The sequence below is a fragment of the Zhongshania sp. genome (assembly GCF_041584495.1).
Classification (GTDB): Bacteria; Pseudomonadota; Gammaproteobacteria; order Pseudomonadales; family Spongiibacteraceae; genus Spongiibacter.
Map to the genome: position 1 here is coordinate 1 of NZ_JBFHDY010000096.1, position 14,147 is coordinate 14,147.

10 protein-coding genes and 1 pseudogene are annotated in these 14,147 nt (G+C 46.8%); 9 read left to right on the forward strand and 2 right to left on the reverse strand.

Annotation, left to right across the window (positions count from 1 at the left end; translation table 11 throughout):
* The 5 genes from ABYP33_RS13885 to ABYP33_RS13905 all read left to right on the forward strand — a co-directional run.
* The coding region (locus ABYP33_RS13885) for an acyl-CoA dehydrogenase family protein (protein WP_373091695.1) at positions 1-596 on the forward strand (596 nt) is incomplete at its 5' end.
* Between the two features lie 32 nt (positions 597-628).
* Positions 629-1,753: an acyl-CoA dehydrogenase family protein gene (locus tag ABYP33_RS13890; protein ID WP_373091696.1), complete on the forward strand. Its 1,125-nt coding sequence runs from the start codon at positions 629-631 to the stop codon at positions 1,751-1,753.
* 42 nt (positions 1,754-1,795) lie between these two features.
* On the forward strand, positions 1,796-3,334 hold the full coding sequence (locus ABYP33_RS13895) for a class I adenylate-forming enzyme family protein (protein WP_373091697.1): 1,539 nt from the start codon (positions 1,796-1,798) through the stop codon (positions 3,332-3,334).
* A gap of 38 nt (positions 3,335-3,372) precedes the next feature.
* A complete protein-coding gene (locus ABYP33_RS13900; RefSeq protein ID WP_373091698.1) occupies positions 3,373-3,822 on the forward strand; it encodes a hypothetical protein in 450 nt (149 codons plus the stop codon).
* Positions 3,823-3,863: 41 nt separating this feature from the next.
* The gene (locus tag ABYP33_RS13905; protein WP_373091699.1) at positions 3,864-6,356 is read left to right on the forward strand and encodes a TonB-dependent receptor; all 2,493 of its coding nucleotides are present in this window, start codon (positions 3,864-3,866) and stop codon (positions 6,354-6,356) included.
* 102 nt (positions 6,357-6,458) lie between these two features.
* Here ABYP33_RS13905 and ABYP33_RS13910 read toward each other — a convergent pair whose 3' ends face one another.
* Positions 6,459-7,463 (reverse strand): AraC family transcriptional regulator, encoded by a 1,005-nt coding sequence (locus ABYP33_RS13910; RefSeq protein WP_373091700.1) that lies wholly within the window; start codon positions 7,461-7,463, stop codon positions 6,459-6,461.
* Positions 7,464-7,598: 135 nt separating this feature from the next.
* Here ABYP33_RS13910 and ABYP33_RS13915 point away from each other — a divergent pair, with 135 nt between their 5' ends.
* The 4 genes from ABYP33_RS13915 to ABYP33_RS13930 all read left to right on the forward strand — a co-directional run bounded on the left by ABYP33_RS13915 (position 7,599) and on the right by ABYP33_RS13930 (position 13,546).
* On the forward strand, positions 7,599-8,819 hold the full coding sequence (locus ABYP33_RS13915) for an acetyl-CoA C-acetyltransferase (RefSeq protein WP_373091701.1): 1,221 nt from the start codon (positions 7,599-7,601) through the stop codon (positions 8,817-8,819).
* 96 nt (positions 8,820-8,915) lie between these two features.
* Positions 8,916-11,054, forward strand: coding sequence for a 3-hydroxyacyl-CoA dehydrogenase NAD-binding domain-containing protein (locus tag ABYP33_RS13920; RefSeq protein WP_373091703.1), 2,139 nt, complete (start codon positions 8,916-8,918; stop codon positions 11,052-11,054).
* Positions 11,055-11,151: 97 nt separating this feature from the next.
* On the forward strand, positions 11,152-12,312 hold the full coding sequence (locus ABYP33_RS13925; protein ID WP_373091704.1) for an acyl-CoA dehydrogenase family protein: 1,161 nt from the start codon (positions 11,152-11,154) through the stop codon (positions 12,310-12,312).
* Positions 12,313-12,409: 97 nt separating this feature from the next.
* On the forward strand, positions 12,410-13,546 hold the full coding sequence (locus tag ABYP33_RS13930) for a CaiB/BaiF CoA transferase family protein (protein WP_373091705.1): 1,137 nt from the start codon (positions 12,410-12,412) through the stop codon (positions 13,544-13,546).
* 266 nt (positions 13,547-13,812) lie between these two features.
* On the opposite strand, the pseudogene ABYP33_RS13935 reads toward ABYP33_RS13930, so the two are convergent.
* Positions 13,813-14,147, reverse strand: a pseudogene (locus ABYP33_RS13935) (transposase); the annotation flags it as partial.

Genomic DNA, 14,147 nt, shown 5'->3' on the forward strand with positions numbered 1-14,147 from the left:
GCATAAGTGTCTCACCGATAATCTCTATTGACGAAGAACACCACCTGAATGAGGTTCACTTTGAGAATGTTCGAGTCCCCGTCGGAAATAGAATTGGCGAAGAAAACCAGGGTTGGACTTACGCAAAAGCCCTACTGACTTATGAGCGTACAGCAATAGCCGGTGTTGCCTACTGTAAGCATACCTTGGAAAAGGTGCGAAAACTGGCATCGCAAGGTGGTGAAGAATCTCTTAGCCTCTTAGACGACGTCGACTTCCAGGCACGCTTAGCTGATGTCGAAATTGAGTTTATGGCCCTGGAGTTTTTAGAACTAAGGGTACTTAGCAGCATCGACAACGGCGAAGCGCCCGGCATGGAATCCTCGCTGTTAAAACTAAAAGGCAGTGAAGTGCAACAACTTGTACAGACCCTCCTTTGGGATATCGCCGGCAGCAGTGGTGGCATGGTGCCCGACATACACGAAGCGAAAGCCCTTTGGGAATGCCAGGGTAATGTCGCCCGTCGCGAATACATGTTCGGACGCGCGGCTACTATTTACGGTGGTAGCAATGAAGTACAGCGCAATATTATCGCAAAATATGCGCTGGGTTTGTAAGCACTCTAGAGAGATAAATAATGAATTTTTCAATGACAGAAGAACAACGGATGCTGAAAGACAGCGTCGCGAAATATCTCCAAGATACTTACAGTTCCGAGCATCGTGCAAATATATTGAAACAAACGCGTGGGTATAGCGCAGAGAACTGGCAGACCTTTGCCGATCTAGGTTGGCTGACAATACCTTTCGCTGAAGAGGATGGCGGCTTTGGCGGCAATATTAGTGATGTGTCCATAATTATGGAAGAGTTTGGCAGCGCTCTAGTCATTGAACCGTTCTGGTCTGGCGTCGTATTAGCGGGCCAACTAATAGCGCGATCTAACAACGATTCGCTTAAAAAACATCTCATGCCAACGTTAATGTCCGGCGAACAGCTAGTAAGTTTTGCATTCTTAGAACCGCAGTCAGTGTTTATGCTCAACCACCTCACTACCACGGCGACAAAGGTGGGTGACAACCACTTGTTAAGCGGCGAGAAAAGGGTAGTTCTCAATGCAACAGCGGATTCAATCCTAATTCCCGCTCGCACTGCCGGTGACGTTAGTAGTGAACAAGGCATTAGTCTTTTTTTAGTCGACGCAAATGATCCTGGGCTGCAGCGAGACGTCTATCGTCTTATGGATGGCCAGCTGGCGATGGATATCCGTTTTGATGGTATTCAAGTTAGTAGCGCCAGCATGTTAACAGCAGAAGGGGAGGCATTTCCGCTGATCTCCGAGGTCGTGTCAGAGGCGCTAGTTGCACTCTGCGCCGAAGCTGTTGGCGCCATGAATCACTTGTACAAGGCGACCGCAGACTACTGTCGGACACGGGAACAGTTTGGCGTGGCGATAGGCACGTTTCAGGCATTGCAACACCGCATTGTCGATATGTTTATGGCAACCGAGCAGTGTCGATCGTTATTAATTCGCGCGCAGTGTTCAATTCTCGACGGCAGCAGTGATATTCACCGTGACGTAGCGGCGCTGAAAGTAATGATTGGAAAACACGGTCGGCACGTTGCAGAGGAAGCAGTACAGTTACACGGCGGCATGGGAATGAGTAATGAAATGCCTATAGGCATTTATTTGAAACGCCTCATGATGATTGACAGCTACCTTGGCAATAAGGACCACCATCGTCGACAGTTTTGTAAGTTACGCTATTGCGCATAGCCCGCTCGGCCATGCCGAATTATTTACATTATAAGGTTAATAATGATGAAGCTATTGAATAATCTAATTGACCACATTCAGTTTCACGCCCAGCATCGTCAAGAAACGATGATGGCGAGCGATTGCAGTAAATCTTTAAATTACGGACAGGCCTGGCAGCACATCAATAGGATTGCCGCGCGCCTGCAAAACGTCGGTATTGGCAAAGGCGACCGAGTCGCCATTTTGGCGAAGAATTCGGTAGATAACCTTTGTGTTTTACTTGCTTGTGCCAGAGTAGGCGCAGTCGCCGTTGGCATTAACTATCGACTGACACAAGATGAAATTAACTATATCGCTACCGATGCAGGAATCCAATTTCTCTTTTTCTCCAATGAATTTGACAGCCTCCGGGGCGACTATCTAAGCGGTAAGCCCGCAGTTTGCTTTGATGGTAATAGCTCCCCAACGCTATTTGAAAACTGGCTCAGCGACAACGAAAATGTCATCGACGCGAATGTAAATGGTGACGATATTCTCTTCCAAATGTACACCAGTGGCACGACGGGGCGACCTAAAGGGGTTCTTATCAGCCACCGCAATGTTTTGTCTAATTGTTTTCAAGCGCCGATGAGTACCGGACTGGGTATGCGTACCGGTGAACGTGCACTTATTATCGCGCCGTTTTTTCACGCAGTAGGATTGGTCGGCTCTTTATTAGGGTTAATCTATGGCGTTTCACTGGTTATTCATAGTGACTATGATCCGATCGGCATGATTGAAACCCTAGCAAACGATGACATCCACACAGTCGCGCTTATCCCGGTCATGCTGCAGTTTTCCTTAGCCATGGTGCCTAATATTAAAGATTACGATTTTTCTAGCCTTCATACTATTAGCTATGGTGCCTCCCCTATTTCAGAAAAACTACTGCGCGAATGTATCGATGTTTTCGGCTGTGATTTCACGCAGGGCTATGGTCAGACAGAGGCGACAATGGCGTTAACTTTTTTAACGGCGGTTGATCATCGGCGCGCATTGGCGGGAAAACCAGACCTCTTACGGTCCTGCGGACGAGCTGTATTTGCTAGCGAGGTAAAGATTGTCGATGCCGAAGGAAACGAATTACCGCGCGGCGAGATCGGCGAAATTATCGCCAATGGTCCGCAGATAATGCAGGGGTATTGGAATCAAGCGGATGCCACGAAACACACCATTATTGACGGCTGGTTACACACTGGTGATGCTGGGAGAATGGATGAAGAAGGCTATATTTACATTCAAGATCGTCTAAAAGATATGATTATTTCTGGCGGAGAAAATATTTATCCAGCTGAAATGGAAAATGTCTTGGTGGCGCATCCGCAGATACGGGATGCCGCAGTAATTGGTGTGCCAGATAAAAAGTGGGGGGAGGTACCGCTAGCCCTTCTAGTAGTCGATGGTGCGATAACTAAAGAGGAGGTCGTTATCTATTGCACTGGAAAATTAGCTAAGTTCAAAATTCCGCGCCACTGTGAATTTACAGATACTTTGCCTCGTAATCCTACCGGAAAGGTTCTTAAGAAAAATATTCGTGAATTATTGGCAGAAAAGTATTAATTACATTATTGGTCTTAAACAATTCTGAGGAAAATATAATGACTATATTAAAGCCTGCTTTTTTGGCTGCAGTGTTAATCGCCTCATCTGTAGCTTCACTTGCCCAAATTAATGGTTTGAACGGTGTGCACGAGGGTTTTGCTAGCTTGCCTGTGTTGGGTGAGGGAAATACTCTTATGAATAATGAAATTATTTCTACGGATTTATCGCTGTCAGACATAGAGCTTCCTATAGATCTAAGTTTGACTAGTCCCATTGTAGGAGCTGTTGGGTCAGTAGTTAGTCCGATTGTAGATTTGTCACCCTTGATGTCGCTTGGTGATGGTATTCCCATAGTCGAGAGGCTTCCCGTTGTTACAAGAGTTCCGGTTTTAGGACGTATTGTAGGTGATGGGAGAGGGCCTGATCCCATCTCTTTTGTGGGTGAAATATTGGGGTTAGAGAGGCTTCCATTACGGTTTGTTTTTGATGGGTCAGTTCCACTTTAGTTATAAAAAGTAATTTATTTTTAATTTTTTAGGTGTTTTATATGAATAATAAATATTTAATAGTAATTTTATTATTATCGCAGGTGTCGGTGTCTGCAGTGCTCGAGGAGGTTGTCGTTACAGCGCAGGCTCGTTCTGAGAATCTTCAGGATGTTCCAGTTTCTGTCAGCGCAATTTCTGGTGAGAAGTTAATGGAAGCTGGGCTGGGTCGGATAGAAGATATACAGGCATATGTGCCGAATTTAACGATGTCAAAGGCTGGTATTAGTACCGATATATTTATTCGAGGAATTGGTTCTGGCGCCAATCAGGGCTTTGATCAAAGCGTTGGTCTTTATGTCGATGGCGTAAACTATGGAAAGGGCCCACTTTTCAGAGCTCCATTTCTCGATGTTGAGAGAGTGGAAGTGCTGCGAGGGCCTCAGAATGTATTGTATGGGAAAAGTGCTATTGCTGGGGCGTTAAGTATTACTACAACGGCTCCTGATTTTGAGGAAGTGACTTCGATATCATTATCATATACTCCAGATTTTAATGAGCGCTCGTTAGATGTTGTTTCCAACAGTCAGATTAACGATCGTACGGCTCATCGGCTAGCCGTCAGAAAATTGGACACTGATGGTTATTATGAGAACCAAATTACAAAGCGAGACGAAGCTGCTCAGGATGAACTTACAGTACGCTACAAAATAATACGGGATAACTCGGAAATCTGGTCTACGCAGCTTAAAGTAGAGTACAGTACTATTTCAGTAGCTGGTCGTAATGGAGAGACGATATTGGCGCTACCCTCGGAATCATCGAATCCGGTTTTTGCCAATCGAACCTGGCTTGAAATACTTGATAAAACCACAGTTCCACTAGTTGGGACACTACTGCCACATGTTGTAGACATAGATGCACCTGCAGAGATTAATAACCCCGATCAAGATTATTCCAGATCAATTAATTATGACTCTAGTGATACTCAGACTTATAATTTTACAATGGCTAATAATTTTTCAAAAGGAGATCATCAGTTCATCTCGACGACCGCTTATTTGAAATATGATTACGTTGATTACTGCGATTGCGATTTCACCGGTGCGGATTTGCTTCACGCCTATTTTAATGAACAGTATGAGCAAGTGAGTCAAGAGTTTCGGTGGATATCACCTCAGGGTGAGCGATTTGAATTTATCGGCGGTATATATGGTCACTATACTGATTTTTACTTCTTTGACACTTTTATTGCTGATTCCGACATTTTTAGGGCTGCACTGAACGCGCTTGACCTTCTTGCTGGTGGTGCAAGGGGGGATTTAGATCCCGTAGGCCTGGGTGGTGGCGCGGGGTTAGAGCCTGAAGAGGTTCTTGGAGTCGGCGACGCAGGCACAGCAATTGTCGGTTTACGATCGCCACGTAATTTTATAAGTAATGATTTTTTGGCGACGGTCTTTCTGCAAACTACTTATAATATTACCCATGCCTTGAGGATGCAGCTTGGTTTGCGGTACTCCTATCAGGAAAAAGAAGGGGCGCGGGAATTGCGGCTTGGCCGTGGAGATGGTGATGATTTTGTTGCTTTTAAGCCCGGGGAAGAAGGGATTACTGTCGTCGCAAGTAATTTAGCAGGTGAAGCCCATGATTTATCAGGTGACCGAGTAGAAAGGAATTTTTCGCCAGAGTTAAAGGTACAGTACGATATAGGTGACGATGTAATGACCTACGTTGGTGTTACTAGGGGGAATAAGCCTGGTGGGTATGACGCAAGGTCTAACTCTACGCCGGAGGCTGATGTCGCCAATCCAGAGAATTATTTGGGCGTACCTTTTGTACTTCTTGGTTCATTTGAATTTGAGGAGGAGATCGTAACTAGTCTTGAGTTGGGCGCTAAATCCTCATTATTTGACGGGTCAGTAGAATTTAATATAACAGCGTTTTACTCTCAGTATGATAATCTTCAGGTGTCTATCTTCGACGGAGTAGTGGGGTTTAATGTTGCTAATGCCTCGAGCGCGATCTCAAAAGGTTTGGAGATTGATGGTCGAGCAGCGTTAAGTGAGTCGATAATTTTTACGTATTCTATAGGACTGCTTGACTTTAGTTTTGAAGATTTTGAACTAGGTACATGCAGGCAGGGTGAAGTCCCAAATAGCCCGGATGAAGTCCATTGTGATTATTCTGGATTTACAAATCAGTACGTCGCCGATTGGTCCGGGAATGTCGGTATAATCTATGACACGACTGTATTCGACGATTACATTTTAAGTGCGAACGCAGATATAGTTGGCACTGCCGATTATAATCCTAGTCCAACGTTAGATGAGCGGGTAGACCAGGATGGTTACTTTAAAGTAAATGCGGGTGTTGCGTTATTAAGTGTGGATGAGCGTTGGCGCATTGCCTTGTTAGGTAAAAATTTGACAGACGAACACACAATAAGCTATGCGACCGAAACGCCTTTAGCATACAGAGAAACTCAGGCGCCTACTTGGGCCGGTATGGTAGATGCACCTCGAAGTTTCTCGTTACAACTAAGCTATAAATGGTAGCGCCTTACTTTTAAAGTCACTAAGGTTTGATTGGTCTCTTATTGGCCGACGAAAGTCAGCTTTTTTAAATCCAGTCGCACTGAATTTAATTGGCAGTAAACACTAGAATTTCCGGTACGCCATTGGCGTTGTTCCCATCCAACCTTTAAATGCGCGGACGAAGGCGCTGGTTTCTGAAAATCCGAGCTGGTCAGAAATATCCTGAATTCGATATTGCGTCTTACTCAGCATGTAAATCGCAACATCTCGACGGGCTTGAGTCCGCAGCAGCATGAAATCTGTACACTCCTCTTGTAGCCGACGACGCAGTGTTTGCGGGTGTATTGACAGCTGCTCCGCAATTTTTTCCATATTTGGCACATCACGCTCTTTATGTATACAGCGCAGTATCTCGGCGCGAATTTTGGTGCTGTAACTCAGGTTTTCATGTGGCGTGAATATATTGCGAGGCGCACGTGCCACATAGGCATGGAGTCCACTGAAGTCTTGTTTGTTTGGCAGTGACATATCGCTTTCATGGAACGTTAGTTCAATACACTTCTCATTAAACTTTACCGGAAATCCATAAAAAACAGAGCGGTATTCTGCAGACCAATCTGGTGGCGGGTAGTCAAGATGGACACTGACGAGCGGGACGCGGGTCATACTGATCCAGCATAAAAAGCGATGAATCGTCATTGCACTCGATGTCGCTATATAACTATTTTTAACGGCAGCAGGGTGACGGCGATGCAGCTGGTAAGTAATGTACTTGTCATGGATTTCAATAGCGTGGATGAAGCCGACTTCGAATAAGTTATTGTAATGGCACATACGTTCCAAAATTTCGCCGATGGTTTCAAAAGCCATCATTGCGTGCGCCATTAGATCAAAACTGCCTAACCGTAAAGGCCTGTCAAAAAGCCCCATACCCTCGTCGTTCATTACCTTCATGATACGTTGCTGAAGCATCACAAAATTATCTAGAGCAATACGAGCCTGACTTTGTTCTAAGAGTTCAGGCGAGATCCCGCACTCTTTTAAAAATAGTTTGGTGTCGTAGCCTGCAGCGGCGGCGCCTTCTAGAGACTGGATCACAAAGGGCATTGCAATGGTGATGTCTGTCATGGAGAAAGTGTAACCCGAAAAATAACTTTTTGTTATCTAATGTCTGTTTTTGGTGGTTGTCGTCATTGTTGATAATGGTTCAGGTGTAGACACTGTGTACCGCAAGAAAATGCTTAACCATTATATGAGGTTTCTATGATTACTCAATCTGCACATACAGCATACATTTTCGACGCTGTACGAACGCCACGATCGAAAGGTAAACCTGACGGATCACTGCACGAGGTTAAATCAATCGATCTGGGCGCCTGCGTATTACAAGGTTTACAGCAGCGCCATGATCTGGACACAAGCTACGTTGACGATGTCATTTTAGGCTGCGTAGCGCCAATTAATGAGCAAGGTTCCGATGTCGCTAAAATGATTGTGCAAAATGCTGGGTGGGATGAATCAGTCGCGGGAGTACAGCTTAATCGGTTTTGCGCATCGGGCTTAGAAGCTGTCAATATGGCCGCCCAAAAAATCGCTTCGGGATGGGAGCACCTAGTTGTCGCCGGTGGTGTAGAAAGTATGTCTCGTGTGCCAATGGGCGCTGACGGCGGCGCTATGATTCAGGATCCGGGTTTCGCACTGAAAGTCGGCTTTGTTCCCCAAGGTATCGGCGCAGACACCATTGCCACACTGGAAGGATATAGCAGAGAAGATGTCGACGCATTTGCGGCTGAGTCGCAGCGCCGTGCTGCCCACGCTCGTGATAGCGGCTATTTCGATAAATCAGTATTGCCGGTACGCGACAAGAATGGATTGATGATTCTTGAGCGCGACGATTTCATTAAACCTGATTCAACCGTGGAAACACTGGGTCGTCTGCGTGCCTCTTTTGGCGACATCGGTGGGTTTGGCTTTAATGACATTATTCTTAAAAAATACAACCAATTGGACAAGATCAATCATGTCCACACCCCCGGTAACTCGTCTGGCATTGTCGACGGTGCCTCTGTTGTACTCATCGGCTCAGAAAAAGCGGGAAAGGACTTAGGCTTAACACCTCGTGGCCGTATTCTTGCAACCGCCGTACTCTCCACGGATCCCATCATCATGCTAACAGGCCCTGGCCCAGCCGCACTGAAATGTCTTAAAGCAGCGGGATTAACCGTAGCCGACGTTGACCTATGGGAAATTAATGAAGCATTTGCCTCGGTCGCCATGCGCTATATGAAAGACCTCAATATTGATCACGAGATTACCAATGTGAATGGTGGATCTATCGCCATGGGACATCCATTGGGCGCAACCGGCGGCATGTTGGTGTCAATAATGCTCGACGAGTTGGAGCGACGTAATTTGAAACGCGCGATGCTTTCACTTTGCGTAGGCGGCGGCATGGGCATCAGCACACTAATCGAGCGAATTTAAGTTTATCCGCGCCGTATTAACTGTATGAAAAAATATGTAGCGGCTGAAGGTGTATTGAGTAGGTCGCAGACAGAAATCGAATTTGAGAGACGTAACATGAGCGTATTTAAGTACGAAAAAGATGCTGAAGGTATTGTCACCGTAACGATGGACATGACCGGCCCCGTAAACTCCATGAATGACGAGTACGATGTCGCCATGGGTGAAACCGTGGCTAAACTGGAGGCGGAAGAAGGCCTGACTGGCGTTGTATTGGCGTCCGCAAAAAAGGTGTTTTTCGCCGGCGGCAATATAAAAGACCTGTTAACCATTGAGAAAGGCCAAGAAGGCCTAATGATGGAAAAATTAAGTAAGGTTAAATCACAGCTTCGTCGTCTGGAAAAAATGCCAGTGCCAGTCGTAGCTGCCATTAATGGCGCGGCACTGGGTGGCGGCTTTGAAATCTGTCTCGCGTGTAATCACCGTATTGCCTATAACCATAAGACCGTACAAATCGGTCTACCGGAAGTGGGTTTGGGACTGCTGCCTGGAGGCGGTGGCATCGTGCGCATGGTGAATCTTTTGGGCCTACAAACCGCCCTTCCTTTTCTAGTTGAAGGCAAAAAGTTAACACCAGAAATGGCGCTTGCGGCTGGCATGATCCACGAAACAGTTGGCAGTATTGAAGAGTTAGTACCACGCGCCAAAGCCTATATCTTAGAAATGAAAGGCAATGATAGCGCGGCTGTTCAGCCTTGGGATGTTAAAGGCTTTAAAATTCCCGGTGGCAAGGCCTGTGATTCACAAAACACCCAAGTGCTGCCTGTTATTCCAGCAATGCTTTTTAAGCAGACGCGAGGTTTGTTGCCCGCCCCCGCAGAGATTTTAGATTGCGCGGCACAGGCCGCCACCGTGGGATTTGATGCGGCAATGCTGATAGAAAGTCGCGGTTTAGCCTATTTGGTCACCACACCAGAAGCGAAGAATATGATCACCACTTTCTTCTTTGGCTTAAACAAGATTAATGCCGGCTTAAGTCGCCCAGAAGGTCAAGCCAAAAATCTCACAAAGAAAGTCGGTATTCTCGGCGCAGGCATGATGGGCCAAGGTATCGCGTACGTATCTGCGATGGCGGGTATTGACGTTGTTCTGAAGGACATCTCACAGGAGAGTGCGGACAAAGGCAAGGCCTACACTCAAAAGCTCTTAGATAAGCGGGTCGCTAAGGGCCGTATGACAGAAGAGAAGCGAGATCAAGTAATGGCTTTGATAAAGCCCACTACTGATAACGAAGATTTACGTGGTTGTGACCTCATTATTGAGGCGGTGTTTGAGAATGTTGAACTCAAGCAGAATATGACCAAAGACTTAGAACCGTATTTGGCAGAGAACGGCGTATGGGGCTCCAACACCTCAACGCTACCCATCACGACATTGGCAGAGGGCAGCAGTAAACCTGAAAACTTCATTGGTATTCATTTCTTCTCACCTGTAGACAAAATGCCCCTGGTGGAAATTATCTGTGGAGAGAAAACCAGTGACGAAGCACTTGCCAAGGCCTTTGACTTCACCCAGCAAATTCGAAAAACACCGATAGTCGTTAACGACTCAATGGGTTTCTTCACCTCTCGCACCTTTGGTACCTATCTCGACGAGGGCGCTCGGTTGATTCATGAGGGCTTACACCCCGTTAAGATCGATAACATCGGCAAAACTGTTGGGATGCCCGTTGGCCCGCTAACGATTACCGATGAAACCAGCCAGCAGCTACAGCACAAAGCAAGCGCTACCTGGAAAGCCATGGGCTTGGATTTGGGCGATCGCGGTCAGATCATGGAAATCATCAATTTGATGGTGGAAGAACACGGTCGCGGCGGTCGTCATCACGGCGGAGGCTACTACGACTGGAATGAATCCGGTAAAACAGTATGGCCAGTAATTTTGGAAAAATACTACAAGCCTGAGGTTGTTATTGCCGATCAAGAAGTGAAAGACCGTCTACTGTTCCGTCAAGTCATTGAGTCTATTAAGTGTCTCGAGGAAGGCGTGTTACGCACGGTTGTCGACGGCAATATCGGCTCAGTAATGGGTATTGGCGCACCACTGTGGACTGGTGGTTTCCTGCAGTTTGTTAACACCTATGGTCTTCAGCGCTTCAGTGACCGTTGCGATGAACTCGAAGCAAGCTACGGTGAGCGCTTTAAGGCCCCAGCAATAGTGGCAAACATGTTAGCCAAGGGCGAGATCTTTGTCTAGCGCTCAGCCTTCGACATTGCTTAAGCGCTACAAGGCTAAACGGTGGTCTGAAAATGGCCACCGTTTTATGGATGCACCATCTGCTAGGAAACGAATAATGCGTAATTTTACAGAAGAACAAAATTATTTTCGGGAATCTGTTCGTAAATTTTTTGAAACAGAAATAGCCCCCCATGTAAAACAAGCACGTATAGATGGAATTTTTGATAGGGAATTTTTTAGAAAAGCCGGTGAACAAGGCTTTCTTCTAATATGGGCGGACGAAGAGTTCGGCGGTATGGGCGACAAAGATTTCCGTTGGGAGCAAATATTTATTGAGGAGTCAGTCCGCGCTGGGTGCGCAGAGCTATTTTTAACTCTGCACAGCCGCTTGGTTGCACCTTACATCGGCAACTTTGGTACGGTTGAGCAAAAAGAACGCTGGCTGCCCAAATGCGCTAGTGGTGAGTCTATTCTCGCGGTAGCCATGACTGAACCTGACGCTGGAAGTGACCTAGCAGGTATGCGCGCGTCACTCATTGATGCGGGGGATTACTTTATACTCAATGGTTCAAAAACCTTCATCTCTAATGGCATCAACGCCGACTTGGTTATCGTTGCAGCTAAATCCGATCCAGATAACAACCCTCACGCAATGACCCTTGTTGTTGTAGAGCGAGGCATGGAAGGCTTTGAACGCGGCCAGAATTTAGAAAAAATGGGAATGCACGCGCAGGACACTGCGGAATTATTTTTCAATGACGTAAAAATCCCCAAGGAAAATATACTGGGCGAGCGTGACCTTGGCTTCCTACATCTCATGCAGGGCTTAGCCGAAGAACGACTGATCGCGGCGGTAGGCAATATTGCTAGCGCAAGAACAGCATTCAACCTGACGCGCGCCTATGTTATGGAGCGTAAGGTGTTCGGTAAGGCGCTGTCTAAAATGCAAAACACGCAATTTAAAATGGCCGAGATGGAAGCGGAGATTGATGTACTTGAAACCTATGTCGACCAGTGTGTGCAGCTCTCTAACGCGGGTTTGCTAACCGCAGAGAAAGCCGCCGTCGCGAAGCTACAGTCCAGCGAGATCGAGTGGAAAATGCTTGACTTGGGCGTACAGCTACACGGCGGTAATGGCTATATGAGCGAATATGAAATATGTCAGATGTTTCAGGGATCGCGAATTAATCGTATTTTAGCTGGTAGCTCCGAGATTATGAAGCTGATTATTAGTCGTCATATTTTCTCCGATAAATATAACAACAACCTCGACTAAGGATGATATGCACGCGCGGGCGTCATCACAAGATGCTCGCCACTTCATTATAGATACTAAAAATTCAAATCAAAGTATGTCGTTAGGAGAATTGGCTATGGGTCCGTTAACAGGTATTAAGATAATTGAAATCAAAGGCATTGGCCCCGGTCCATACGCCGGTATGCTGCTGGCTGATATGGGTGCAGAAGTAACTGTTGTTGAACGGTCGTCATCGCCTGGTGGGATTAGCCTACCACCTGACTTCGACTGCAACTCCCGTGGCAAAAAATCTATTGTACTTAATTTAAAAACCAAGGAAGGCATAGAAGCCCTGCTTAAATTGGTGGAGCAGTCCGATGCTATTTTTGAAGGTTTTCGTCCCGGTGTTGCTGAGCGCCTGGGCATAGGCCCGGAAGTCTGCATGGCCCGCAACCCCAAAATTGTTTACGGGCGTATTACCGGTTGGGGCCAAACCGGACCGTTGGCACACGCTGCCGGTCATGATATTAACTATATATCTATAACTGGTTCACTTGCGGCCATCGGTCGAGAGGATTCGCCCGTACCACCGTTAAACTTAATCGGTGACTACGCAGGCGGCAGCCACTTTTTAGTGATGGGCATGCTAGCAGCACTCCTAGAGGCCAAAACTTCCGGTAAAGGCCAGATTATTGATGCCGCTATTACCGATGGCTCGGCAAGCCTGATGTCCATGTTTTACTCAATGGATGCACTTGGGATCTGGGGGCCAAAACGAGCCAGTAATTTATTGGATGGCGCCACTCACTTTTACGATGTGTATAAAACGCTCGATGGAAAGTTTGTATCTATTGGCTCAATAGAACCCCAATTCTATGTTCAGCTTATTGAGCAGCTGCAGTTAAACCCCGCTGAATTTTCCGGACAGGGTAACGCCAATGAGTGGCCGGTTCTGAAAGAAAAAATAGCCGCCGCGTTTAAAACCAAAACCCAGGCGCAGTGGTGCGAAATAATGGAAGGCAGCGACGTATGCTTTGCACCGGTATTAGATTATCGCGAAGCAGTAGCGCACCCGCACAACATTGCGCGAAAAACCTATATAGAGAGTGCTGGCCAGGTACAGCCAGCGCCAGCGCCACGTTTTAGCCGCACAGTTTCTGAGGTGCAATTTTCACCCCGCAAGGCCGGTGTTGATACACAGTCAGTGCTAGCCGATCTGGGTTATGGCGAGGACGAGCTACGGGAACTGAACGACCTAGGCGTCCTTAGCTAACAGCGACAATGTTGACGAGGCGCGCCTTTCTGCCTAACGCTTAAGGCACCGTCTTTTAATAGAATATTAATAATTTGAGACATCGACCGTGCAAGAAGATTATTTAGATTCACCCGGCATACACTTGAGATTGAGCGAACTACACCGCGCTGCAGCTGAGCTTGCCTACGTGCTATCGAGGTGGCGACACCTCCAAAACGTGTCCAAGAGAAGAGGCCAAGCGATACTAGTATTACCACCATTCTCAACATATGATTGGTCGACACTAGCAGCTCTTTTTTGCCCTCAATGTTCAGGCCGAGAATAGTGTAAATGGCTTTACTGATATAGCGACCGTTCTCTTTAATTTTATAGTGAATGGCGTCGAGCCAGCCGATGGGATAAATCCCATCCAGATCGCGTTTTCGCCAGGCTTGCAGTTCCGGCAACAACTTGTCCGTAATGGTGTTAAGGGTGCCGCTGGACACGCTGATGCCATACAGATCTTCGATATGGCCGCGAATGTCCTGATAACTGGTGCCCAGCGCAAACAGAGCGAGAATCTTCCGCTCTATCTCATTGGTGAGGTGGGTCTGGTGCTTCTTGACCAGTTGCGGTTCAA

Excerpts from the sequence above, each read along its gene's own strand:
- ABYP33_RS13890 (WP_373091696.1), top strand. The coding sequence starts at position 629 with ATGACAGAAGAACAACGGATGCTGAAAGACAGCGTCGCGAAATATCTC.
- ABYP33_RS13895 (WP_373091697.1), top strand. The coding sequence starts at position 1,796 with ATGATGAAGCTATTGAATAATCTAATTGACCACATTCAGTTTCACGCC.
- ABYP33_RS13900 (WP_373091698.1), top strand. The coding sequence starts at position 3,373 with ATGACTATATTAAAGCCTGCTTTTTTGGCTGCAGTGTTAATCGCCTCA.
- ABYP33_RS13905 (WP_373091699.1), top strand. The coding sequence starts at position 3,864 with ATGAATAATAAATATTTAATAGTAATTTTATTATTATCGCAGGTGTCG.
- ABYP33_RS13910 (WP_373091700.1), bottom strand. The coding sequence starts at position 7,463 with ATGACAGACATCACCATTGCAATGCCCTTTGTGATCCAGTCTCTAGAA.
- ABYP33_RS13915 (WP_373091701.1), top strand. The coding sequence starts at position 7,599 with ATGATTACTCAATCTGCACATACAGCATACATTTTCGACGCTGTACGA.
- ABYP33_RS13920 (WP_373091703.1), top strand. The coding sequence starts at position 8,916 with ATGAGCGTATTTAAGTACGAAAAAGATGCTGAAGGTATTGTCACCGTA.
- ABYP33_RS13925 (WP_373091704.1), top strand. The coding sequence starts at position 11,152 with ATGCGTAATTTTACAGAAGAACAAAATTATTTTCGGGAATCTGTTCGT.
- ABYP33_RS13930 (WP_373091705.1), top strand. The coding sequence starts at position 12,410 with ATGGGTCCGTTAACAGGTATTAAGATAATTGAAATCAAAGGCATTGGC.